Here is a 23,123-nt window from a genome sequence, read left to right as displayed (position 1 = left end):
CGTGATCATGGATGGGTGAAGGTGCACCCATCCATGATCACGGCGGGAGGGGGCAGGGGCAGCGGGGAGTCAGGACCCCAGGCGCACGGAGCTGGACAGCAGCGCCGCGTGCACGAAGGCCTGCGGGAGGTTCCCGCGCAGCTGGCGCTGCTGCACGTCCCACTCCTCGCTCAGCAGCGCCGCCGGCCCGCACGCCGCGCGGTTGCGCTCGAAGAACCGGAACGCCTCGACCTCCTCGCCGCGCGCGTGCAGCGCCTCGGCGAGCAGGAACCCGCACAGCAGGAACGCCCCCTCGGTCGAGCCCAGCGGCATCGAGTCGGGGGAGTAGCGGTACACGTGGTGGTCCTCGACGAGGTCGCGGCGCACCGCGGCCAGCGTCGCCACCGACCGCGGGTCGTCCACGGGCAGCGCCCCGTGCAGCGCCGGGCGCAGCAGCGCGGCGTCCACGCCCGGCTGGGTCGGGCTGCGCTGCCAGCGGCCCTCGTCGGCGTGCAGGCACCGCCGCGAGGTCTCCGCGAGGATCCGGTCGGCCAGCGCCGAGAACCGCGCGGCCTCACCGGGGGCCGTCACCTGCGCGATCGAGCGCAGACCCGCCACGCACTCCAGGCGCGAGTGCGCCCACCAGTCGTCGTGGATCTCCCAGATCCCCGCGTCCGGCTCGTCCCAGCGCTGCTCGATCGCCGCGACCGCCACGCCGACCGCCCGCCAGCCGTCGGCGTCCAGCCGGCCCGCGCCCTCGGCGGCCGCCAGCAGCTGCAGCACCTCCCCGAACGCGTCGAGCTGGAACTGCCCGCGCACGTGGTTGCCGACGACGTCCCAGCCGCCCGGGTAGCCGGGCAGCCCCGTGGACCGCTCCTCCGGCACCGGGCGCCCCGTCACCGTGTACGCGGGCACCAGGCGCGGCCCGTCCTCCAGGACCCGCTGCACCACGAACGCCACGAGGGTGTCGAACAGCGGGTACGGCCCCCCGCAGGCGGCCATCGCGATCCCGGCGTAGCACTGGTCGCGGATCCAGGCGTAGCGGTAGTCGTAGCTGCGGCCCTTCTGGGCGTGCTCGGGCAGCGACGTCGTGGCCGCCGCCACCATGCCGCCCGCGTCGGAGGTCAGGCCGCGGATCACGGCGTAGGAGTGCTGCGCCTCCGTCGGTGCGACGGAGTTCGCGATCTCCGGCACGGCCGAGCGCCACGTGTGCACCGTCGAGGCCCACGCGTGCGCGGGGTCCACCGGGTCGCCCGGTGCGCCGGTGCCGACCTCCAGCACCAGGTCGTGGTGCTCCCCGGCCGGCACCCGCAGCTCCTGCACGAGCACGCCGTCCTCGCTGACCGCCGCGTCCGGCAGGCCGGACAGGCGCACGTGCAGGTCGCCCGTGCGGGCGGTCCAGCGGCCCTCGTCGTCGCGGTGCAGCTGCCGCAGCGACCGCGTCCCGAAGCGGGCGCGCAGGTCCAGGACCACGCGCACCTCCGCGTCGCCCTCGGCGGCCACCACCTGCCGCAGCACCACCGCGCGCGACGGGTCGCTCGGCATCGCCATCGCGTCGCGGCACTCCACCGTCCCGTCGCCGCGGCTGGTCCAGCGGTGCCGGAACACCAGCGTCGCCGGCTCGTACCAGCCGCCCCACACGTACGGGTGGGTGGGGGAGACCGCGAACAGCCCGCGCCCGCCCAGCAGCGAGGAGAACACGGCGTCGTCGTGCCAGTGCGGCGCGCACATCCACACCATCGCCCCGCGCGGGCCGACGACCGCCCCGCGCGCGCCGTCGGCGACCAGCGCGTAGTCGCGCAGCACCTGCGGGGGGAACGCGGCGGACAGCTCGTCCGGCGTCACGCGCGCGGCTCGATCGGCCCGGTCAGCCCGGTCGTCAGCAGCACCTTGCCCACGTGCGAGGACTCCTCCAGCACGCGGTGCGCGTCGGCGGCCTCCTCCAGGGCGAACCGCGCGTGCACCACGGGGCGCACCGCCCCGTCGGCCACGAGCGGCCACACGTGGTCGCGCACGCTGGCGACCACCGCGGCCTTCTCCTCCAGCGGCCGCCCGCGCAGCGAGGTGGCGTGCACGGAGGCGCGCTTGGCCAGCAGCGTCCCCAGGTCCAGCTCGGCGCTGCGCCCGCCCTGCAGGCCGATGACGACCAGCCGCCCGCCCGTGGCCAGCGCCTCCACGTTGCGCGCCAGGTAGGGCGCGCCCACGACGTCCAGGACGACGTCCGCGCCGCCGGCCGCCCGCACCCGCTCCACGAAGTCCTCCTCGCGGTAGTTCACGAGGACCTCCGCGCCCAGCTCGGCGCAGCGCGCCAGCTTGTCCGCCGACCCGGCCGTCACCGCCACCCGCGCGCCCACCGCGCGGGCCAGCTGCACGGCGGTGGTGCCGATCCCGCTGGACCCGCCGTGCACGAGCAGCAGCTCGCCCGGGCGCAGGCCCGCGAGCACGTGCACGTTGCTCCACACCGTGCACGCCGTCTCCGGCAGCGCCGCCGCGTCCACCAGGTCCACCCCCGCCGGCGCCGGCAGCAGCTGACCGGCGGGGACGGCGACCCGCTCGGCGTACCCGCCGCCGGCCAGCAGCGCGCACACCGGCTCGCCGACGGTCCAGCCGCTGACGCCCCCGCCGAGCGCCGACACCCAGCCGGACACCTCCAGCCCCGGGTGCTCCGGCGCGCCCGGCGGCGGCGGGTAGCGGCCCTCGCGCTGCATGAGGTCCGCGCGGTTGACGCCCGCCGCGGCCACGTCGACGACCACCTCGCCGGGGCCGGGCACCGGGTCGGGCAGCTCGGCCGCGCGCAGGACCTCGGGGCCGCCGGGGGTTTCGACGATCACGGCTCGCACCCCGCGACACTACGTCGGGCGCCCCCGGCCCGCCCCCGGGCGCGGACCCTGTGCCGGCGTCCCCCGCGCGGCCTCCCGCGCCGCCTCCCGCGCGGCCGCGAGGTCCGCGGGCACGTCCACGTCCAGGCGCTCGCGCTCGCTGACGGGCACCTGGGCCACCGCCCCCGGGAACCGCCCCTCCAGCCGTGCGTACAGCTCGCGCACGGGACGCCCGTCGACCGCGCCCCCCGCCAGCGCGTCCAGCGCCGCGCCCAGCCGCACGGCCGCCAGCAGCGGCTGCCGGCGCCCGGAGGGGTCCACGCCCACCGCGGCGGTCGCCGGTCCCAGGGCGCCCAGCAGCCGGGGCAGCGCCGGCGCCGCGAACGGCTGGTCCCCGGCCAGCAGCGCGACCGCGCACCCGCGCCCGGCCCCCGTGGCCGCCAGGTGCCGCAGCCCCGCCGCGAGCGCCGCCAGCGGCCCACCGCCCGGCGGGTCCTCGCGCACCCGCTCCACCCGGGCCGCCAGGGGCGCCGGCAGGTCGCGCGCGGGACCCACGAGCACGACCCGTCCCGGCCCCGCGCCGACCAGGGCCCGCAGCAGCTCGTGCAGGACCGGGCGGCCGCCGACGTCGGCGTCCAGCTTGTCGCCCGCCCCGCCCGCTGCGGTGAACCGCGACCCGGCACCCCCGGCCACGACCACGGCCGCCGTCCCGTCCCCCACCGGTCCCCCCGATCCCGGGAGCGCCGCGGCGCCCGCCGTCCACCCGACACGCCGGTCGCGGAGAGCCCGAACGGAGGACGTGACCCCCGACCCCTCAGGGTTCCGCCTCCCGGTGCCGATCACCCCGGAGTCTGCTCGACCACGGTGGGACCACTCACCGCCCACCGACCGTACGGAAGGTTGACATGCTGCGGAACTTGAGCATCAGGGCCAAGTTGACGGCCCTCGTCACGGTGCCGCTGGTGCTGCTGCTCCTCGCCTCGGCCGCGGTGAACGTCCGCGTGTCCGCCGACGGCGCCGACGCCCGCCGCGTCGCGGCCTTCGCGGCCTCCGCCCCGCAGGTCGACGTGCTGCTGGACCACGTCCGCACCGAGCGCCTGCGCAGCGTCCAGGTCCTCGTCGGCGGCGGCGAGCAGGCCGTCCAGGCGCTCGCCGAGGCCCGCGCCGCCACCGACGCCGCCGGCGCCGAGGCCTTCGCCGCGCTGGCCGAGGCCGACCTGGGGTCCCAGGAGGGCGCCGTCGCCGACGCCTGGGCCGCCGTCGACGAGGTCCGCACCCGCGGCCTGACCGAGGTCCGCACCGCCGTCGACAAGAACTTCACCACCCCGCTGGACGCGCTGAACACCTACGGCACCTTCACCGACGCCTACGTCGCGCTGACCGCCGCCGTCGCCGAGTCCGCCACCGACCGCGAGCTGGGTTCCCAGGTCGCCGGTTTCGGCTACCTGGTCGACGGGGTCGACGCCCTGGCCACCGAGCAGGCCGCCGGCTGGATCGCCGCGCGCGGCGCCGGCAGCGCCGCCGTCTCCCAGGTGCGCACCACCGCCATCGGCGAGCAGGAGTACTTCGAGCGCCAGGCCCGCGCCCGCCTCGACGACGACAGCACCGTCGTCCTCGACGAGGCCCTGAAGTCCCCCGAGGCCACCGCCGCCAACGCGTGGGTGACCCCGGACCGCAACCTGTTCGCCTCCTCCTTCGCCACGCCGAACGTCGACCCCGAGCAGTGGCTGCAGTACTCCGGCGACGTCATCGACATCCACCGCGGCGCGGCCACCACCATCGCCCAGGACGTCACGAACGACGCCGACGAGGCGGCCGCCGCGGCCACCACCCTCAGCGTCGTCATCGGCCTCATCAGCCTCGCGATCGTCGCCGCCACCGCCCTGTTCGCCCGCGGCCTGGGCCGCGGCATCGGCTCCCGCCTGCGCGACCTGGCCGAGGCCGCCACCCGCGTGCGCGACGAGCTGCCCCGCATGGTCGAGCGCATGCAGACCCCCGGCGAGGGCCCGGGCGTGGAGTTCACGCCCATCCCCGTCACCTCCGACGACGAGATCGGCCAGCTCAAGGTCGTCATCAACGACCTCAACGAGACCACGTTCCGCATCGCCGGCGAGCAGGCCGCCCTGCGCGCCTCCATCGCCGAGATGTTCGTCAACGTCGCCCGCCGCGACCAGGCGCTGCTGTCGCGCCAGCTGACCTTCCTGGACCAGCTGGAGCGCACCGAGGAGAACCCGGACACCCTCGAGGACCTGTTCACCCTCGACCACCTCGCCACCCGGATGCGGCGCAACGCCGAGTCGCTGCTCGTGCTGGCCGGCATCAACACCGGCCGCCGCCTGCGCCGCCCGCTGCCGCTGTCCGACGTGGTGCGCACCGCCGCCGGCGAGATCGAGCACTACGACCGCGTCGACCTGTCGCTGCAGGTGGACCCGCCCGTCGTCGGCCACCTGGCCCTGTCGCTGTCGCACCTGCTGGCGGAACTGCTGGAGAACGCGACGAACTTCTCCGACCCCGGTTCGCGCGTCGTCGTCACGACGACCGAGACCGACCGCGGCGTCGAGGTCGCCATCCGCGACTCCGGCCTCGGCATGAGCGCCGAGGAGGTCGAGTCCGCCCACCAGCGGATCTCCGGCGGCCGCGCCAGCGAGTTCGTCGGCGCGCAGCGCCTGGGCTTCTACGTGGTGGGCCGCCTGGCCGCCCGCCTCGACCTCGACGTGCGCATCGACGCGGGCGAGGGCGGCGGCACCACGGTGACGCTGCTGCTCGGCGCGTCCCTGTTCACGCCCGGCAGCGTCAACGCCGGCCAGCCCGAGCTGGCGGCCCTCGACGCGGCGCCGGACGGCGCGGCGCCCTCCGCCCTGCCGAGCGCGCTGCCCGACGCGCTGCCCAGCGCCCTGCCCAGTGCCCTGCCCGACGCGCTGCCCAGCGCGCTGCCGGACGCCGCGGCGAGCGCCCCGACCACCACGCCCCCCGCGGGCCCGTCGAGCATCGTCGCGAACCCGCTCGCGGCCGACGGGGTCGGCAGCGCGCTGTCGCAGACGCTGCAGCGCTCCGCCGCCGAGGCCGCCGCCGGTTCCGACGTGGTCGCGGCCCAGCCGACGGCCAAGCTGCCCGGTCGCTCCCTGCCCGCGCGCCGCAGGTCCGCCGGCGCGGCCCCGGCCGCTCCGGCCGAGGCCTCCGCCGCACCGGCTCCCGCGGCTCCGGCGGCTCCGGCCCCGGCCGCCCCGGCGGCCCCGGCGGGCGGCTCCTGGCAGCCCCCGGTGGTGCCGGTGGTGCAGGCCGACGCGGCCGCCGCCATGCCCAAGCGCGAGCGCAAGCCGTCCGCGCCCGCGGCGCTGGCCCCGGCGCAGGACATCCTGCCCAAGGCCGGCCGCAAGCAGCGCCAGGTGCGCGAGACCGCGACCCCGCCCAAGACCGCCGCCGAGGCGTTCTGGACGTCGCGCCGCAAGGGTTCCGACAAGGGCGAGAAGGCCGTCGAGGCGGCCGGGACCGAGAAGGCGGTCGAGGCCGTCGAGGCTCCGGTCGAGGCCCCCGCCGAGGCCCCGGTCGAGGCCCCGCAGGAGGCCCCCGTCCGGGCGGCCGCCCCGGAGGCGTTCGCGCCGCTCGAGCCGCTGGCGCCCCTGACCCCGCGGACCGAGCAGGCCCAGCCCGCTCACGTCCCGGCCGCCCGCACCCCCGAGGACGCGCCGGTCGCCCCCGTCGCCCCCGTCGCCCCCGTCGCCGAGGCACCTGCCGCGGCGGCTCCGGAGGCCCCCGCGGCCGCCCCGGTGCCGGCCCTGCCGGCCCGGAGCCCCCGGGCCGAGGCCGCCCCGGCCGAGGCCGCCACCCGCGTCGGCGGCGAGGCCCTGCGCCAGCGCTCCTCGCTGGCCGCGGAGGCGCTGTCCGCCCTCACCGAGGGCGCCTCCTTCAACCCGTCGATGGCCAGCGGTTCCCAGCCGCTGGTGCGCCGGCAGGCCGGGGCGACCGCCGCGGCCGCCAAGCCCGCGCCGGCCCGCACGGCCGCCGCGCGCCAGCGCCGGGCCCCCGCCGACGTCCGCTCGATGCTGTCCGGCTTCCAGGCCGGCGTCTCGCGCGGCCGTCAGGCCGAGACCGCCGACGGCACCGCGCCGGACGGCTCCCAGGACCCCGCCGGGACCGCCGGTGAGGACGCCTGAGACCGCGGGCGCGCACGTGGCACACGTGGCGCCCGCCCCGACGCCCCGGCCGCCCGGCCGGGGGACAGACCCCCGCACCCACCGATCCCACGACCCGATGGACACCGCCGCGACCGCGCCGGCCCGCCCGAGAAGAGGAACCCCACTGTGACCGCGCTCAGCACCGAGGCAGCCGACTTCAGCTGGCTCCTCGACAACTTCGTCAAGAACGTCCCCGGCGTCCAGCACACCGTGGTCGTCTCCGCCGACGGCCTGCTCATGGCCATGTCGGACAAGCTCGACCGCGAGGCCGGCGACCAGCTCGCCGCGATCGTGTCCGGCGTGTCCAGCCTCTCGCGCGGCGCCGCCCGCCAGCTCGACTCCGGCGAGGTGCGCCAGGCCATCATCGAGATGGACGAGGCGTTCTTCTTCCTCGTCAACATCTCCGACGGCTCCGTGTTCGCGGTGGCCGCCGAGGCCGGCTGCGACGTCGGCCTCATCGGCTACGAGATGGCCATGCTGGTCCAGCGCTGCGAGGCCGTCCTCACGCCGCAGCTGGTGTCCGAGATGCGGGCGAACCTGCCCACCTCGGCGCCGGTCGCGGCGAGGTGGTGACGCGACCGTGACTTCCCCTGGCAACCCGGGGGGCGGCGCCGACCTGTGGTCCGACGACGAGCACGACGACGTCGCCGAGTTCACCGTCCGCCCGTACACCGTGACGGGCGGGCGGACCCGCCCCACGACGGACGTCCTGCCCGTCGAGGCCCTCGTCGAGGCCGTCGCCGCGCCCGAGGTCGGGATGACGCCCGAGCGTCGCACCATCCTCGAGCTGACGAAGACCTCCTACCTGTCCATCGCCGAGCTGTCCGCCCACGTCCACCTGCCCGTCGGTGTCGTGCGCGTCGTGGTCAGCGACCTGTCCCAGGCCGGGAAGGTCCGCGTCCACGGCGTCGCGCCCGCCACCACCGGCCAACCCGCGACCACCATCAGCGTCCTGGAGAGTGTTCTCAATGGCATTTCCTCGCTCTGACGTGAGCACTCCCGCCGGAGCCGGTGCGCCCGCGGGAAGCGCTCCGGAGCCCACCGCGCCCCCCACCGTCGTCAAGATCGTCGTGGCCGGCGGGTTCGCCGTCGGCAAGACGACCTTCATCGGGTCGATCTCCGACATCGAGCCGCTGCGCACCGAGGCCGCGATGACGGAGCACTCCGTCGGCGTCGACGACGCCGGGCAGAACTCCGACCGCAAGACGTCCACGACCGTGGCCATGGACTTCGGCCGCATCGCGCTGCCGGGCAACCTGTGGCTGTACCTGTTCGGCACCCCCGGGCAGGACCGGTTCCTGTTCATGTGGGACGACCTGGTCAAGGGCGCCATCGGCGCCGTCGTCCTCGTCGACACCGACCGCCTCGACCAGTGCTTCCCCGCCGTGGACTACTTCGAGTCCCGCGGCATCCCGTTCGTCGTCGCCGTGAACTGCTTCGACGGCGTCGCCCAGCACGACCTGGAGGCCGTCCGCGAGGCCCTCGCCGTGCCGGCCGACACCCCGCTCGTCTACACCGACGCGCGCAGCAAGGCCGCCACCAAGCACAGCCTCATCACGCTCGTGCAGACGGCGCTCGCCCGCCTCAACGCCGCCTGAGCGCGCGGACAGGAGCGCGGGTCGCGCCCGCGCAGCACCGCCGAGGCCGGCGCCCCACCGGGGCGCCGGCCTCGCGCGCGTCCGGGCCCGGGTGCTCCCCACCCCTCCGTGATCTCGCTGGGAAACCCTGCAAGATCACGGAAGGGACGGCCGGGCAGAGAGGACGACAGGAGGGGGAGGGGCGGTCAGGCAGTCGGGCGGTCACAGCTTCGCGCGCTGCGCCTCGATCGCCTCCAGGACGGTCTTGCGGCCCTTCCCGAGCTCGCGCTCGGCCTTCTCCGCGCGCTCCAGCGCGTCGGCGTCGTCCATGCCGCGCACCGCCTTCGCGGCCTCGGCGGCGGTCAGGTCGATCAGCTCCGCGGCCGCGCGGGCGTGCTGCGCGGCGCCGGTGTTGGCGACGTGCTGCTCCTTCCCCGAGCGCTTGCGGGTGTCGGTGGCCCGCTTCTCGTCCTCGTCGAGCAGCTCCCACGCCGCGTCGGGCAGGTACCGCTTCGTCCCACCGCCGCCGTCGTCGCGGGCGTCGGCCGAGCCGTCGGCGGTGCGCCAGTCCTGCTCCGTCCAGCGCTGCAGGTGCTCCTGGGACCCGCTGCGCTCGCCGGGGTGGCGGTACCCGCCGCCGGCGGCCTCGTACTCGTGCGCGAGGAGCTGGCTCTTGCGCGCGCTCCACCGGCCCGGCTTCCCGCCCCTGTCGCCGGCCTTGATCTCCTCCTTGAGCCGCTCGCGCAGCTCGGGCTCCGTGTAGTCCTCGCCGTAGTCCTCCGCGGACTTCCCGCTCATGCCTCCCTGCCTACCCGCGCACCGGCGCCCCCGCACCCCGGGGCGGGGCTTCAGCCCGGCGGCGCCGCTGCCGATGGAGACCTCGACCCCCCGGGGCCGCCGGTGCCGGTGGCCGCACGACGCGAGATCAGGAGCATCCGTGGACGGCATGGACGAGATCGTCCAGGAGTTCCTCGTCGAGAGCTACGAGAACCTGGACCAGCTGGACTCCGACCTGGTCGCGCTGGAGCAGCAGCCGGGCTCGCGCGAGCTGCTGGCCAGCGTGTTCCGCACCATCCACACCATCAAGGGCACCAGCGGCTTCCTCGCCTTCGGGCGCCTGGAGTCCGTCGCGCACGTCGGCGAGAACCTCCTGGCGCGCCTGCGCGACGGCCAGCTCGTCATGACGCCCGTGACGACCGACGTGCTGCTGCGCATGGTCGACACCATCCGCGCGCTGCTGGCCTCCATCGAGGAGCGCGGCACCGAGGACACCGTCGAGGTCGACGACGTCGTCGCCGCCATCCGCGCCGTCCTCGACGGCGAGGAGCCCGTCCTGCCCGCCGCCGCCCCCGCCGGCGCCGAGGTGGTCGACGAGCCCGCGCCCGCCGCCGCGCACGTCGCCGCGCCCGTCGCCGAGGTGGCGCCCGAGCCGGAGCCCGAGGTCGTCCCCGAGCCCGAGCTCGTGGAGCCCGAGCCCGTCGCCGAGCCCGAGCCCGTCGTCGAGCCCGTCGCCGAGCCCGTCGTCGAGGCCGCCCCCGTCGCCGCCGCCCCCGCCGCCGCGGCTCCCGCGCCCGCGGCCCCCGCCGCCGGCGGCGAGCGCGTGGCCGCCAGCGACGCCACCGTCCGCGTCGACGTGGAGCTGCTGGAGTCCCTGGTCCGCCAGGCCGGCGAGCTCGTCCTGGCCCGCAACCAGATCCTGCAGCGCGCCAGCGCCCTGCGCGACGAGGACCTCACCCGCGCCTGCCACCGCCTGAACCTCGTCGCCAGCGAGATGCAGGAGGGCGTCATGCGCACCCGCATGCAGCCCATCGAGCACCTGTGGTCCAAGCTGCCCCGCGTCGTGCGCGACCTCGGCAACATGCTCGGCCGCAAGATCCAGCTGGAGATGGAGGGCAAGGAGACCGAGCTCGACCGCACCCTCCTCGAGGCCGTCAAGGACCCGCTGACCCACATCGTCCGCAACGCCGTCGACCACGGCATCGAGCCGCCCGAGGTCCGCCTCGCCGCCGGCAAGCGCGAGGTCGGCACCCTGCGCCTGCGCGCCGCCCACGAGGGCGGGCAGGTCCTCGTCGAGGTCCGCGACGACGGCAAGGGCATCGACCCCGCCGTCATCGGCGCCAAGGCCGTCTCCAAGGGCCTGGTCACCCAGGCGAAGCTGGAGACCCTCACCACCAACGACGTCCTGCAGTTCCTGTTCCTGCCCGGTTTCTCCACCGCCGCGAAGGTCACCAACGTCTCCGGCCGCGGCGTCGGCATGGACGTCGTCAAGACGAACATCGAGCGCATCGGCGGTTCCGTCGACGTCGAGTCCACCCCCGGCCAGGGCACCATCTGGCGGCTGCGGATCCCGCTGACCCTGGCGATCGTCCCCGCCCTGACGGTCGAGTGCGCCGGCCAGCGCTACGCCATGCCGCAGGTGAACCTGCTGGAGCTGGTCAGCCTCGACACCGAGCGCATGGCCAACGCCATCGAGGACGTCGGCGGCGCCAAGGTGTACCGCCTGCGCGGCGCGCTGCTGCCGCTGGTGCGCCTGGAGGAGGCGCTGGAGCTCAAGCGCCCCGCCGGCGAGGAACTGCCCACCAGCCTCGTCATCGCCGTCCTGGAGTGCGACGGCCGCCGCTTCGGCCTCGTGGTCGACCGCGTCCTGGACACCGAGGAGATCGTCGTCAAGCCGCTGTCCGGCGTGCTGAAGGCCATCGGCAGCTACGCCGGCGCCACCATCCTCGGCGACGGGCGCGTCTCCCTCATCCTCGACGTGCAGTCCCTGGCGCGGCGCACCATGCGCGCCGACGGCGTCGAGCACGCGGCCGCCGAGACCGCCACCGCGACCTCCGCCACCGCCGAGGGCCAGCGCCTGCTCGTCGTCGGCCTCGGCGACGACCGCCGCGTGGCGATCCCGCTGGACGTCGTCACCCGCCTGGAGGAGTTCAAGACCGCCTCCATCGAGCGCGTCGGGCGCCGCGAGGTCGTCCGCTACCGCGGCGAGATCCTGCCGCTGGTCCGCCTCGCCAACCACCTCGGCGGCGGTTTCCGCGGCGGCCCGGGCGGCGGCGACCTGGACGCCCTGCCGGGCGTCGTGTACTCGGCGCGCGGGCGCAGCGTCGCCATCGTCGTCGACGAGATCGTCGACATCGTCTCCGGCCAGGACGCCCACAGCGACATCGACGACACCGGCCTGGTGGGTTCCGCGGTCATCCGCGACCGCGTCACCGAGCTCCTCGACGTCCGCGCGGCCATCCTCGCCGCGGACCCGAACTTCTTCAGCGAGCAGGCCCAGCGCGAGCTCGCCGCCGCCTCGACCCGACTGGGAGCCTGAGATGTCCACGCAGTACGCGACGTTCCACCTGGCGGGCCACCTGTTCGGCGTCGAGGTGCGCCGGGTGCAGGAGGTGCTCACCGAGCAGCCCCGCACCCCCGCCCCGCTGGCCCCGCACGCCGTCGCCGGCCTCATCAACCTGCGCGGCCAGGTCGTCACCGCCCTGGACCTGCGCCGCCGCCTGTGGCTGCCCGACCGCGAGGAGGGCAAGGTCGCGATGAACGTCGTCGTCCGCGCCGCCGAGGAGGTCTGGAGCCTGCTCGTCGACTCCATCGGCGGGGTCATCGAGGCCGCCGACGCGACGTTCGAGCCGCCGCCGGACACGCTGTCCGGGCCGATCCGCGAGCTCATCCGCGGCGCCTACAAGCTCGACGACGCGCTGCTGCTCGTCCTGGACGTCGACAAGGCCCTCGAGCTGGAGGGCGCCGCCGCCTGACGGGACGGGGCGGGGCCGGGGGACCGTCAGGAGGCGGGGCGGCGGTACAGGGACGGGTCGCCCTTGGGCAGGTCGCCCAGCGGTGACCTCGCCGACCCGGCAGCGGTGCGCGGGGGCGCGTGGCCGGCGACCTCCGTCCCGTTCGTCCCGTTCGCCCCGGCTCGGAGGAGCCCGGAGCCGACGCCGCCCGTGCCGCCACCGGGTGCCGCGCCGCTGGCGGGGACGTCGGCGGCGGCCGCTGGAGCGTCCGCGGCGCCCGGTCCCGGAGCGTCCTCCCCGTCGCCCGCCGCGCCGTCCGCGTCCCCCGCGTCCCGGGTCCCCGCCTCCTGCGCGGCCGGTGCGGGTCCCGGCCGCAGCAGCGCGCCCGCGACCACGGCGGCCAGGAGCGCCACGCCCGCGGGCACCGCCGCGACCGTCCACACGCCCGGCCCGGGGCGGCCCCAGTACCAGAAGCCCTCCTCGTCCAGGGTCGCCACCGCCAGCCGCAGGCCCACCGAGCACCACGCGGCGGCGGCCACGGCGGTGGCGGCGGCCAGCCCGCCCGCCGCCCAGCGCGCCGACGCCGACGGCACCAGCCAGCCGGGACGGCGCGCGGTCCCGGCCGCCGCGACCGCGGCCAGCCCCAGCACGCTCACCAGCAGCCCCGGGGCGCCGTCGACCGCCGACCACAGCGCGCCGATCCGGGCCGTGTCGAGGCTCTCGCTCTGCGCGGCCGTCAGCAGGTCCCCGGAGGGGATGCCGAGCAGCTGCTCGTCCACCTCGCCGCTGAGCACCGAGTGCGCGGCCTCGCCCAGCACCAGCAGCGTGCCCAGCGACGCCGCGCACAGGACCCACGGCACCCACGTGCGCGCGCCGGGGTCCGCGCCGGCCGCACCACCGCCGCCCCCGTGCTCGTCCTCGCGCTCGTCCGCGTGCTCGTCCCCGCGCTCCCGACCGGTGCGACCGCCCGCGCGCGCCCGTTCTCCCGCCACCCCCCGACGCTACGGCCGGTGACGGCCGCGCGCGTGGTGGACGGCCGGACCCGGGCGCGCTCACCCGTCCGGCGCAGCGCGGGCGCTCGCGGTGCGCCGCCGGTGGTCGTGCGTGCCTCCTCCCGGGTGACGCGGCACGGCCGTGCCTGGTCGCCCGCACCGCGCGGTGCGAGGGTGGTCGCGACGCCGCACCGACGACGGCGCAGCGCAGCAGCACCCGGAGGCGGACGCCGTGCACTACTCGCTCGTGAGCTCGCCCGTCCTGGGGTTCGACCTGGTGCGCCTGCCGGCCGGCGACTCGGCCGCCGAGGTCCTGCTGCGCGGGCTGGACTGCGGCCCGCGCGAGCTGGACGTGCTGGCCGCCCGCTGCGACCCGGCGGCGCGCGAGCGCACCCGCGAGGTCGTGCGCGCGGCGGTGGCCGCGGCGCCGCAGCTGACCGACGTGCTCGGGCAGGTGGCCGGGGGGCTGGCCGAGCGCGCGTTCGAGGAGGACGTCGTCGGGCCGCGGCTGGAGGCCGGGGTGGTGCGGGCCCTGCGGGCCGGCACGGTGGCCGACGCCGACGCGCTGGTGCGCCTGGTGCACCACGACGTCCTCGACTGGACGTGGTCGCGCAGCCTCGACGGCGACGGGCCCGCGCTGCGCGCGGACGTGGCCGCGCGCGCCGCGGACGTCCTGGCCGACGCCGCCCTGTCCGCGTACCTGGCGGACCGGCTGCCCGCCGACGTGCGCCGGGCGCTGGCCGCCCCGTACGTGCAGGCGTCCCGCGACCTGGCGCCGCTGCCGGACGTGCCCGACGGGCTGGGCCCGGAGCAGGGCGGTGTGGCGGTCGTGCTGGGCACCCTGGCCCGCCTCGACGGCACCGACCGGGCGTGCCTGCGCGCGGCGGCCGACACCGCCCGGCCCAGCGGCGGGGAGTGGGCGAGCGCCGTGCACGACGCCTCCTGGGCGGTGCACCTGTCCGGCCGCACCCGCACCGCGGCGGCCGCGCAGCTGCTGGCCGTGCGGGCGTTCCGCGCCGGCGGGCTGGACGCCGCCGACGGCGCGGGCGGGTTGTGGAACGTCGTCAGCGGCGTCGTGCACGCCGAGGTCGTCGCCGACCTGCTGTCCTCCGACGCCCGCGCGGTCCTGCTGCGCCCCTGGGTGGCCGCCTTCGGCGACGAGCCGACGCCCGCCCCCTGACGAGACGCCCCCGCAGCGGCCCCTCCTTCCCGCGCCTGCTCGCCGCCCCTCCCCGCCGTGACCTCGCTGGAAACCCTGCAAGACCACGGTGATCGCAGCCGTCGCGGTGATCATGGACGGGTGGACGTTCAAGCGTGCGTGATCACGGTGGTGGGAGGTGTCGGGTGGGGGAACGGGGAGGGCGGGCCGGTGGCGGGGCCTAGGGTCGGGGGGTGATCGCACCGGCCCGGGGGACGCTGCGCGCCGCGCGCGCGGCCGCCGTGGCCGCCACCGTCCTGGCGCTCGCCTCCGCCGCGCACGTCGCGGCCGGCGGCGGCCTGCCCGACGCCTTGACGGTGCTCGCCCTGCTCGCGCTCACCACCTGCGCCGCCCACCTGCTGACCCGCCGCCGGCTGTCCGGGCCGGCGCTGGTGGGCGTCCTCGGCGCCGGGCAGGTCGTGCTGCACGAGGTGCTGGTCGCCACCTGCGCGGTCCCCACGGGGGCGCTCGCGGGCGCCGGGCACCACGGGCAGCTGCTGACGACCGACCCGGCCACCACCGCCGCCGCCACCGCCGCCGCGAGCGCACCCGGCTGGTCGGCCGGCATGCTCGCCGCCCACACCGCCGCGACGCTGCTGGCGGCGCTCGTCCTCGCCCGCGGCGAGGCCGCGCTGTGGGCGCTGCGCACCTGGTGGCGGCCGCTGCTGGTCGTCCTGCGCCTGGCCGTCGCGCCGCCGCCGGGCCCGCGGCGCACCCCGCCGCCCGCCCCGCCGGCCGTGGCCGCCCCCTGCCTCCTCGTCGTCCGCCGCGCACCGCGGCGGGGGCCGCCCCCGCGGCGCCAGCCCTCGCCACCCCGTGCGCGGAGCTTCGCCGCGTCGCCCTGACGCGCCTCCGGGCACGGATCCCACCCCTGACCCGACCCGGGAGACCCCTGTGCCCAGCACCACCCCCACCCGTCCGCGCGCCCTCGCCCGCGCGGGCGCGGCCGCCCTCGCCGTCACCGGCCTGAGCGGCCTGACCCTCCTCGCCGGCGCGCCGGCGGCCTCCGCGCACGTGCGCGCCGTCCCCGAGACCACCGCCGCGGGCGGCTGGAGCGTCGTCACCCTGCGCGTGCCGACCGAGTCCGACACCGCCGCCAGCACGTCGCTGGAGGTCAGCCTGCCCACGGACGTCCCGTTCACCTCGGTGCGGGTGCGGCCCCTGCCGGGCTGGACGGCCGTGGTCCGCGAGGGCGAGCTGCCCGAGCCCGTGGACGTCGACGGCGTGACGCTCACGCGGGCGCCGCTGACGGTCACCTGGACCGCCGACGGCCCCGGCACCGGCGTCGGGGAGTTCGAGCAGTTCCAGCTGCAGGTCGGCCCGCTGCCGGCGGCCGGCACCCGCGTCGTCCTGCCCGCGGTGCAGACGTACGCCGACGGGGAGGTCGCGGCCTGGACCGAGGTCGGCGCGCCGGGCGCCGAGGAGCCGGAGCACCCGGCGCCGGAGTTCACGACGACGGAGGCCACCGCCGACGGCCACGGCGCCCACGGGGCGGCGCCCGCCGACGCCGGGGAGCGGACCGCCCCGGTCGCCAGCGCGTCCGTCAGCTCGGACAGCGCCTCGACCGGCGCCCCGGACGGCGTGGCCCGCGCCCTGGCCGGGGCCGGTCTCGCCGCCGGCCTCGGCGGACTGGCCCTGGGCCTGCGCGCCCGCCGCCGCTCCGTCTGACCCCTCCGCCCGACCCCTCCGCCCGACCGCGTCCCGCGGCGCCCCCGGCAGCACCGCCGGGGGCGTCGCGGGCGCACGCGCGCCGGGACGCGGACCGCCGGGCGAGGCCGCTCGGGGCGGCGCTTCAGGCCCGGCCCGCTCCGGCCGATGGACAGGGGAGCCGCCCGGTCCGGGGCGGTGCGCTCTGCGGCGCGTCAGCCGCGCGGAAGGCCAGGTGCGAGGTGCAGCGACGCGTTCGAGTCCTCGTCGTCGACGACTCCGTCGTGGTGCGCCGCATCGTGACCGACGTCCTGTCCGGCGACCCGGCCCTGGAGGTCGTCGGCACCGCCCCGAACGGCAGGGTCGCGCTGGACAAGCTGGCGCAGCTGTCGCCGGACGCCATGACGCTCGACATCGAGATGCCCGTCATGGACGGTCTGCAGACGCTGCTGGAGGTCCGCAGGGTCGACCGCCGCCTGCCCGTCGTGATGTTCTCCACGCTCACCGAGCGGGGCGCGTCGGCGACGCTGGAGGCCCTGTCGAACGGCGCCTCCGACTACGTGACCAAGCCCGCGAACGTCGGGTCGGTCGCCGAGTCGATGGAGTCGGTGCGCGCCCAGCTCATCCCCAAGATCAAGGCGCTCGTCCCGTGGTTCTCCGAGGCCGCCGCCCCCGCCGCCGCGCCCGCCGCCGCGCCCGCCGCGGCGCCGGTCCCGGCGCGCCCGGCCGCGCCCGTGGCCGTCCGCACCCGCAGCGGCGCCCCCGGCACCCCGCGCGCCCTGGTGATCGGTTCCTCCACCGGCGGCCCCGAGGCGCTGGCCGCCGTCCTGGCCAAGCTGCCCGCGTCCCTGCCGGTGCCCGTCCTCGTGACCCAGCACATGCCGCCGGTGTTCACCCGCCTGTACGCGCAGCGCCTCGACAAGGCCACCGCGCTGACCGTCGTCGAGGCCGCCGACGGCCAGGCCGTCGTGCCCGGCACCGTCTACATCGCCCCCGGCGACTTCCACATGGAGGTCGTGCGCCGCGGCGCGGGCCTGGCCGTGAAGCTGCACCAGGGCCCGCCGGAGAACTTCTGCCGCCCCGCCGTCGACGTCATGGTCCGCTCCGCGGTCTCCGTGTTCGGCGGTGACCTGCTGGCCGTCGTCCTCACCGGCATGGGCTCGGACGGCAAGCTGTCCTGCAAGGCCGTCGCCGAGGCCGGCGGGCAGGTCGTCGTCCAGGACGAGGCCACCTCCGTGGTGTGGGGGATGCCCGGCGCCGTCGCCCGCGAGGGCGTGGCCGACGAGGTCCTCCCGCTCGGCGCGATCCCCGACGCGATCGTGCGCCGGCTGGGCGCGCGCGCCGGTTCCCCGGTCCCCGCGGCGGCGCGCACGGCCCCCGGCCGTGCCCTGCCCCCGCTGCCGCCGGCGAGCTCGTTCACGAGCCGCGCCGCGGCCACCCCCTCGCCGGCGCGACCGCCGGCGACCCGTCCGACCGCCCCCGCGGTCCGAACCCCCTGAGGCAGGTGATGACGTGGCGCTGACGCCGGCGGCCTTCGAGTGGGTCTGCACCCTCGTGAGGCGAGAGAGCGCGATCGTCCTGGAGCGCGGCAAGGAGTACCTGGTGGAGTCCCGGCTCGTCCCGCTCGCGCGGGCGGCCGGTGCCGCGGACGTCTCCGCGTACGTCGACGGCGTCCGGCTGCGCCCGGACCGCAGGGCGCAGACGGCGATCGTCGAGGCGCTGACGACGAACGAGACGTCCTGGTACCGCGACGGGGCGCCGTTCCAGGCGTTCGCCACCTCCGTGGTCCCGGCCCTGAAGCAGGCCCGCGCCTCGACCCGCTCGCTGCGGATCTGGTCCGCGGCCTGCTCCACCGGGCAGGAGCCGTACAGCCTGGCGATCAGCCTGGCCGACAGCGTCGTGGCGGAGGGCTGGCGCGCGGAGATCGTCGCGACCGACCTGTCCACCGAGGTGCTGGAGAAGGCCAAGGCCGGCCGCTACTCGCAGCTGGAGGTCAACCGCGGCCTGCCCGCGCCGCTGCTGGTGCGCCACTTCACGCGGGTGGGCACGCAGTGGCAGGTGAACGACGACATCCGCCGGCTCGTGCGGTTCAGCCAGCTGAACCTCACCAGCCCGTACACCCTGCTCGGCCAGTTCGACGTGGTGTTCCTGCGGAACGTCCTCATCTACTTCGACCTGCAGACCAAGCGGGACATCCTCACCAGGGTGCGCCGCGTGCTGAAGCCCGGGGGCTACCTGTTCCTCGGGGGGGCCGAGACGACGCTGGGCGTCGACGACAACTGGGACAGGGAACCCGTCGGCCGGGTTTCCGTCCACCGACCGAAGAACGGAGGGCAGTGATGAAGGCGCTGGTCGTGGACGACTCCCGGGCGATGCGGAAGATCATCGCGGGTGCGTTGCGCAAGCTGGGGTACGAGACGGTGGAGGCCGCGGACGGCGCCGAGGCGCTGGCCGTGCTGCAGGCGGGCCCGCTGCCCGACCTGGCGACCGTCGACTGGAACATGCCCGTGATGGACGGTCTGACGTTCGTCACGCAGGTCCGCGCGAACCGCGAGTACCGCGCGCTGACCATCATGATGGTCACCACGGAGGCCGAGCACGGGCAGATCGTCCGCGCCCTGGCCGCCGGCGCGCACGAGTACCTCATCAAGCCGTTCACGGTGGACGCGCTGGAGGAGAAGCTGGGCCTGCTGGGCCTGCTGCCCGAGGGGGCGGGCGCGTGAGCCAGGACGTCGTGGAGCTGGAGGGCCTGGAGCCCGACGCGGTCGAGGACGAGGCGCTCGCGCAGATCGTCGACCAGATGTGGGAGTCGTACTTCGCCGCGAGCGAGCCGTTCCTGCCGTCGTTCGAGCCGCTGGAGGTGACCGGCGACGTGCTGTGCGCGAGCGTCGGCATCACCGGTGCGCGCCCCGGCCTGGTCACCGTCACGGTGCCGCGCGCCGCGGGCCGCTCGCTGGCCGCCGTGCTGCTGAGCGAGGACGGCGACCTGGACGACGAGGACGTGTACGACGCCCTCGGCGAGGTCGCCAACATCATCGGCGGCAACGTCAAGGCCCTCGTGCCCGACGCCGGGGCCCTCGGGCTGCCGGCCATCGCGGCCGCCCCGCCGCTGCCCCGCACGGGCAGCCGGTGCGCCGCGCGCCTCGACGCCGTCTGGCAGGGGCACCCGGTGTCGTTCGTGGTGTGGCTGGCCGGGTCGGCCGCCACCGCTCCCGCTACGGAGGTCTGACGTGAAGGCCCTGGTCGTCGACGACAGCCGCGTGATGCGGCAGATCGTCATCCGCACGCTGCGCCAGGCCGGTTTCGACTGGGTGGACGTCGTCCAGGCCGAGAACGGCAGGGAGGGTTTCGAGGCGGTCCGCGCCGAGCAGCCCGACATCGTCCTGTCCGACTGGAACATGCCCGAGGCCAGCGGCTACGAGATGCTGCAGAACCTGCGCGCGTCCGGGCAGGACGTGCCGTTCGGGTTCGTCACCTCGGAGGGCTCGGAGGACATGCGCGAGAAGGCCGCCGCGGCCGGGGCGCTGTTCCTCATCGCCAAGCCGTTCACGCCGGACGCGTTCGCCGCGGCCCTGGCGCCGGTGCTCGGCGGCGGTTCCGCCGCCGCCCCGGCCGAGGTCGCCACGGCGGGCCGCTGCGTGTCGGAGTCCGGCACCAGCCCGCTGCCCTCGAACCTGGCGGTGCGCAACCTGCTGTCCGACCTGCTGGGCCGCGACGTCGAGGTGTCCCCGGGCACCCCGACCGCCGTGGGCGGCGCGCCGGGTTCCGCGGTCGGCCTGTACGTGGACGACCGGCTGCGCTCCTCGGCCGTCGTGGTGTTCGACTTCGCGCTCGCCGCGCACGCCGGGGCGGCCATCGGCCTGCTCCCGCCGGGCGCCAGCGAGGCGGCGCTGGAGGACGGCGAGCTGTCCGCCGCGCTGCGGCAGAACGCCAACGAGGTGCTGAACATCATGGCGTCGCTGTTCAACGTCGAGGGTGCCCCGCACCTGAAGCTGCACGCCGCCTACGCCCCCGGCGAGGTGCTGCGCCCCGACGTCGTCGAGGCGTGCACCCGCACGGGCAGCCGCCTCGACCTCGCCGTCGAGGTCGCCCGCTACGGCAAGGGCAAGCTGAGCGTCGTCACGCTCTGACGCCCCCGCCGGGAACCACCACGACGCGCCCCGCCGCGACCACCGGTCACGGCGGGGCGCCGTCGTCCCCGGGGTCCCCGTGCTCCTCCGGCTCGACCGGGGTCACCGGCAGTTCCACGACCGTCGTGTCGTCGGGGGAGGTGACCCGCCCCGCCGGGGGCACCGGCCCCGGCGCCAGCGCCGCGCCGGGCCGGCCCAGCAGGTAGCCCTGCCCGCAGTGCACGCCCAGGTCGCGCAGCACCTCCAGCTCACCCGTCCGCTCCACGCCCTCGGCCACCGTCGTCGAGCCCAGCTCGGAGGCGAAACCCACCAGGGCGCGCGCCACGGCGCGCCGGGCCGGGTCCGCGTCGATGCCCCGCACGAACGCCCCGTCGAGCTTGACGATGTCCGGGGCCAGGTGCAGGACGTGCTGCAGGCTGGCGAAACCCGCGCCCGCGTCGTCCACCGCCAGCCGCACGCCCGCCGCGCGCAGGTCCGCCGTGCTGGCCGCCAGCGAGGCGTAGTCGGTCACCGGGTCGTGCTCGGTGACCTCCACGACCAGCCGGTGCGGGTCGCCCGACAGCAGCAGCCGCTGCGTGCCCGGGTCCAGCAGCGCCTCCGCGGAGGCGTTCACCCCCAGGTAGGCGCCCGCGGGCAGCTCGCCCAGCAGCGGCAGCGCCGAGGCGATCGCGGCCCGCTCCAGCCGGACCCCCGCCCCCGAGGAGCGCGCGTCGGCGAACACCTGCTCGGGCCGCTGCGGCACCCCGTCGGCCGTCGTGAAGCGGCTGAGCGCCTCCGCGCCCACCAGGGCGCCGTCGCGCAGGTCCACGATGGGCTGCAGCACCGTCGAGCGGCCCGTCCCGGCGACCAGCGCGTCCAGGGAGGCCAGCCGGGAGCTGCGCTCGGCCTGCCGGCGCTCGCGGTGGTGCAGGACGCCGGCCAGGAGCGCGGAGACCACGTGCAGCGCCTCCAGCTGCCGCGAGGACAGCTCCTCGGGCTCGCCGTCGGGGACGCCGACCAGCCGGCCGTCGGGCTCGCCGTCGGGGCGGACCACCGGCACGGCGAGCACCGAGCGGTCCAGGTCGGTGTCCGCGAGCAGGCGCACCGTGGCGCGCGGGTCCAGGACGCTGCTGGTCTGCTGCACGCCGTCCGCGCCCTCGCCGCCGGCGCGGCGCAGCCCCTCGCGGGTCAGGGCGGCCACGGGCGTGCCGAAGATGTCGCGGGCGAGGTCGAGCAGCTGCGCGACCGCGTCGGCGTCGTCCTCCAGCACTCCCGGTCCTCCCGCGGTCCTCCGGGCGAGCCGGGGGTGCTCGGCGCCGTGGTGGGCGGGCGGCGGGCACTGCCCGGTCCCCGCCCCGCCCGTGACGCCACGACGATTCCAGATCACTGTCAGTCAGGCAATCACATCGCGTCCGGCACCGGCCACCTGACCCGCCCGCGCCGTCCGGGCTCAGCGCCGCCGCGCGCCCGTGGCGCCGTGCCGGCGCATCCGCACGACCGCCACCATCGCCTCGCCGATGATGGCCCGCGACATCTTCGAGGCCCCCAGGGTGCGCTCGGTGAAGCGGATCGGGACCTCCTCCACGCGCGCGCCGCGCTCCAGCGCCGCCAGCGTCGTCTGCACCTGGAACGCGTACCCGGCCGCCGTCAGCTCCGTCAGCGGCAGCGAGCGCAGCACCTCCGCCCGCCACGCCTTGAACCCGCCGGTCAGGTCCGAGACCGGTGCGCGCAGCAGCGTGCGCGCGTACGCGTTGGCCCCCCGGCTCAGCGCCTTGCGGTACCAGGGCCAGGCGTCGTCCAGCGACCCGCCGGGCACGTAGCGCGCGCCCAGCACCACGTCCGCGCCCGCGGCCAGGCGCCGCAGCATCTCCTCCAGCGCGCTCACCGGGTGCGAGCCGTCGGCGTCCATCTGCACCACGACGTCGTGCTCGCCCGCGGCCAGCACGGCGGCGAACCCGGCGCGGTAGGCCGCGCCCAGGCCCTCCTTGACCGGCCGCGTCAGCAGCCGAACCCGCCCCGGCGGCAGCGCCGCCGCCACCCGCTGCACGACCTCGCCCGTGCCGTCGGGGGAGGAGTCGTCGACCACCAGCACGTCGGGGGCCACCGGGCTGTCCAGCAGCAGGCGCAGGGCCGCCTCGACGTTGTCGGCCTCCTGGTAGGTGGGGAGCACGACGACGGTCCGCAGGGTCTTCTCGGTGCTCACCGCTGGGCGCTCGCTCGCTGGTCGGTCGGTCGGGGTCGGCCGACGCTACCCCAGCGCGGCCCCGCCCAGCCGCCGCGCCCGGGCGGCCGCCGTACAGTGGACGGGCCCGCGAGGGCGCTGGAGGGCTGGCCGAGCGGCTGAAGGCGGCGGTCTTGAAAACCGCTAGGGAGGTAACCACTCCTTCCTCATGGGTTCGAATCCCATGCCCTCCGCACCCGCCGCGGCACCCGCGCCCCGCAGCACGTCGACCGAGGAGGACTGGTGACCGTCGTCGGTCCCGAGCTGGACGCCGCCACCCGCGCCCGCGCGGTGCGCGCCTTCCAGGCGCTGCCCGCCGAGGACCGCCGCGAGGCGCTCGCGCTGGCCCGCCAGGGCCGCCGCCACCCCGACGAGCGCGTCGCCGCCGTCTCCTGGTGGTACGCCGCGGCCGTCCTGCAGCCGCGCTGGTACCACCGGGTCCCCGTCGTCGTCCCGCCGCTGCTGGCGATGCTGCTGGTCGTGCTGGCCTTCGCCGTCGACGCCTGGCCGCTGGCGCTGGCGGGGCTGCTCGTGCTGCTGGCCGGGGCCGGCCTGGCGTGGCAGCGCGCCAGCGCCGAGCCGCTGCTGCGCCTGATGCGGCCCGCGGACGCGTCCGCGGGGGAGTGAGGCCTCCCGCCGAGGGGCGGGACCGGGTGCGGCGGCGTACCGCCGTCC

General features: G+C 77.0%; 21 protein-coding genes, 1 tRNA gene and 1 pseudogene. 16 read left to right on the top strand and 7 right to left on the bottom strand.

The window, feature by feature from the left end; translation table 11 throughout:
* Positions 1-69 precede the first annotated feature (69 nt).
* From AB8M62_RS14915 to mobA, 3 genes are read right to left on the bottom strand one after another with little or no spacing between them, the layout of a single operon-like run.
* Positions 70-1,824, bottom strand: coding sequence for a glycoside hydrolase family 15 protein (locus tag AB8M62_RS14915; RefSeq protein WP_369070070.1), 1,755 nt, complete (start codon positions 1,822-1,824; stop codon positions 70-72).
* Positions 1,821-2,819, bottom strand: coding sequence for an NAD(P)H-quinone oxidoreductase (locus AB8M62_RS14910; RefSeq protein ID WP_369070069.1), 999 nt, complete (start codon positions 2,817-2,819; stop codon positions 1,821-1,823). Before AB8M62_RS14910 ends, AB8M62_RS14915 begins: the two co-directional genes overlap by 4 nt.
* Before the next feature lie 9 nt (positions 2,820-2,828).
* Positions 2,829-3,518 (bottom strand): molybdenum cofactor guanylyltransferase, encoded by a 690-nt coding sequence (mobA, locus tag AB8M62_RS14905; RefSeq protein WP_369070068.1) that lies wholly within the window; start codon positions 3,516-3,518, stop codon positions 2,829-2,831.
* Positions 3,519-3,715: 197 nt separating this feature from the next.
* Between mobA and AB8M62_RS14900 the strand changes: the two genes are divergently transcribed.
* From AB8M62_RS14900 to AB8M62_RS14885, 4 genes are all read left to right on the top strand, one after another.
* Entirely contained in the window at positions 3,716-6,952 is a 3,237-nt protein-coding gene (locus AB8M62_RS14900) for a sensor histidine kinase (protein WP_369070067.1), read from the top strand.
* A 147-nt stretch (positions 6,953-7,099) separates the two neighbouring features.
* Entirely contained in the window at positions 7,100-7,546 is a 447-nt protein-coding gene (locus AB8M62_RS14895) for a roadblock/LC7 domain-containing protein (protein WP_369055857.1), read from the top strand.
* A 7-nt stretch (positions 7,547-7,553) separates the two neighbouring features.
* A complete protein-coding gene (locus AB8M62_RS14890; RefSeq protein ID WP_369055856.1) occupies positions 7,554-7,961 on the top strand; it encodes a DUF742 domain-containing protein in 408 nt (135 codons plus the stop codon).
* Positions 7,942-8,571, top strand: coding sequence for a GTP-binding protein (locus tag AB8M62_RS14885; RefSeq protein WP_369055855.1), 630 nt, complete (start codon positions 7,942-7,944; stop codon positions 8,569-8,571). Before AB8M62_RS14890 ends, AB8M62_RS14885 begins: the two co-directional genes overlap by 20 nt.
* Positions 8,572-8,772: 201 nt before the next feature.
* Here AB8M62_RS14885 and AB8M62_RS14880 read toward each other — a convergent pair whose 3' ends face one another.
* Positions 8,773-9,348 carry a hypothetical protein gene (locus AB8M62_RS14880; RefSeq protein ID WP_369070066.1) on the bottom strand — a complete coding sequence of 192 codons (576 nt, stop codon included), beginning with the start codon at positions 9,346-9,348 and terminating at the stop codon, positions 8,773-8,775.
* Positions 9,349-9,487: 139 nt separating this feature from the next.
* On the opposite strand from AB8M62_RS14880, the gene AB8M62_RS14875 reads away from it, so the two are divergent.
* Together AB8M62_RS14875 and AB8M62_RS14870 are read left to right on the top strand one after the other, a co-directional pair.
* Complete coding sequence (locus AB8M62_RS14875) at positions 9,488-11,866, top strand: chemotaxis protein CheA (protein ID WP_369070064.1); 2,379 nt, start codon at positions 9,488-9,490, stop codon at positions 11,864-11,866.
* Between the two features lies 1 nt (position 11,867).
* The gene (locus AB8M62_RS14870; RefSeq protein WP_369055852.1) at positions 11,868-12,302 is read left to right on the top strand and encodes a chemotaxis protein CheW; all 435 of its coding nucleotides are present in this window, start codon (positions 11,868-11,870) and stop codon (positions 12,300-12,302) included.
* A gap of 26 nt (positions 12,303-12,328) precedes the next feature.
* Here the strand turns inward: AB8M62_RS14870 and AB8M62_RS14865 are convergent, their stop codons facing one another.
* Positions 12,329-13,273, bottom strand: a complete 945-nt coding sequence (locus tag AB8M62_RS14865; protein ID WP_369070063.1) for a hypothetical protein — start codon at positions 13,271-13,273, stop codon at positions 12,329-12,331.
* Between the two features lie 232 nt (positions 13,274-13,505).
* On the opposite strand from AB8M62_RS14865, the gene AB8M62_RS14860 reads away from it, so the two are divergent.
* The 8 genes and pseudogenes from AB8M62_RS14860 to AB8M62_RS14825 form a co-directional block, all read left to right on the top strand.
* Complete coding sequence (locus AB8M62_RS14860) at positions 13,506-14,453, top strand: hypothetical protein (protein WP_369055850.1); 948 nt, start codon at positions 13,506-13,508, stop codon at positions 14,451-14,453.
* A gap of 212 nt (positions 14,454-14,665) precedes the next feature.
* The gene (locus AB8M62_RS14855; protein ID WP_369070062.1) at positions 14,666-15,316 is read left to right on the top strand and encodes a hypothetical protein; all 651 of its coding nucleotides are present in this window, start codon (positions 14,666-14,668) and stop codon (positions 15,314-15,316) included.
* A gap of 49 nt (positions 15,317-15,365) precedes the next feature.
* On the top strand, positions 15,366-16,139 hold the full coding sequence (locus AB8M62_RS14850) for a YcnI family copper-binding membrane protein (protein WP_369070061.1): 774 nt from the start codon (positions 15,366-15,368) through the stop codon (positions 16,137-16,139).
* Between the two features lie 221 nt (positions 16,140-16,360).
* Entirely contained in the window at positions 16,361-17,617 is a 1,257-nt protein-coding gene (locus AB8M62_RS14845; RefSeq protein ID WP_369070060.1) for a protein-glutamate methylesterase/protein-glutamine glutaminase, read from the top strand.
* Positions 17,618-17,630: 13 nt separating this feature from the next.
* Complete coding sequence (locus AB8M62_RS14840; protein ID WP_369070059.1) at positions 17,631-18,458, top strand: CheR family methyltransferase; 828 nt, start codon at positions 17,631-17,633, stop codon at positions 18,456-18,458.
* Positions 18,458-18,841, top strand: coding sequence for a response regulator (locus tag AB8M62_RS14835; RefSeq protein WP_369055845.1), 384 nt, complete (start codon positions 18,458-18,460; stop codon positions 18,839-18,841). Before AB8M62_RS14840 ends, AB8M62_RS14835 begins: the two co-directional genes overlap by 1 nt.
* On the top strand, positions 18,838-19,347 hold the full coding sequence (locus AB8M62_RS14830) for a chemotaxis protein CheX (protein WP_369070058.1): 510 nt from the start codon (positions 18,838-18,840) through the stop codon (positions 19,345-19,347). The genes AB8M62_RS14835 and AB8M62_RS14830 overlap by 4 nt, the downstream gene beginning before the upstream one ends.
* A 1-nt stretch (position 19,348) precedes the next feature.
* A pseudogene (locus AB8M62_RS14825) lies at positions 19,349-19,705 on the top strand (response regulator); the annotation flags it as partial.
* Between the two features lie 589 nt (positions 19,706-20,294).
* On the opposite strand, the gene AB8M62_RS14820 reads toward AB8M62_RS14825, so the two are convergent.
* Together AB8M62_RS14820 and AB8M62_RS14815 are read right to left on the bottom strand one after the other, a co-directional pair.
* Positions 20,295-21,497, bottom strand: coding sequence for an EAL domain-containing protein (locus AB8M62_RS14820; protein ID WP_369070057.1), 1,203 nt, complete (start codon positions 21,495-21,497; stop codon positions 20,295-20,297).
* Between the two features lie 180 nt (positions 21,498-21,677).
* Positions 21,678-22,430, bottom strand: coding sequence for a polyprenol monophosphomannose synthase (locus AB8M62_RS14815; RefSeq protein WP_369055842.1), 753 nt, complete (start codon positions 22,428-22,430; stop codon positions 21,678-21,680).
* A gap of 119 nt (positions 22,431-22,549) precedes the next feature.
* Between AB8M62_RS14815 and AB8M62_RS14810 the strand changes: the two genes are divergently transcribed.
* Both AB8M62_RS14810 and AB8M62_RS14805 read left to right on the top strand, forming a co-directional pair.
* Positions 22,550-22,642, top strand: a tRNA-Ser gene (locus AB8M62_RS14810).
* 49 nt (positions 22,643-22,691) lie between these two features.
* A complete protein-coding gene (locus AB8M62_RS14805; protein WP_369055841.1) occupies positions 22,692-23,075 on the top strand; it encodes a hypothetical protein in 384 nt (127 codons plus the stop codon).
* The last annotated feature ends 48 nt before the right edge of the window (positions 23,076-23,123 follow it).

The organism is Kineococcus terrestris (genome assembly GCF_041020755.1).
Lineage (GTDB): Bacteria > Actinomycetota > Actinomycetes > Actinomycetales > Kineococcaceae > Kineococcus > Kineococcus terrestris.
Note: the sequence above shows the minus strand (reverse complement) of the source record. Positions and strands in the feature narration are given on the sequence as shown.

Excerpts from the sequence above, each read along its gene's own strand:
- AB8M62_RS14835 (WP_369055845.1), top strand. The coding sequence starts at position 18,458 with ATGAAGGCGCTGGTCGTGGACGACTCCCGGGCGATGCGGAAGATCATC.
- AB8M62_RS14880 (WP_369070066.1), bottom strand. The coding sequence starts at position 9,348 with ATGAGCGGGAAGTCCGCGGAGGACTACGGCGAGGACTACACGGAGCCC.
- AB8M62_RS14885 (WP_369055855.1), top strand. The coding sequence starts at position 7,942 with ATGGCATTTCCTCGCTCTGACGTGAGCACTCCCGCCGGAGCCGGTGCG.
- AB8M62_RS14870 (WP_369055852.1), top strand. The coding sequence starts at position 11,868 with ATGTCCACGCAGTACGCGACGTTCCACCTGGCGGGCCACCTGTTCGGC.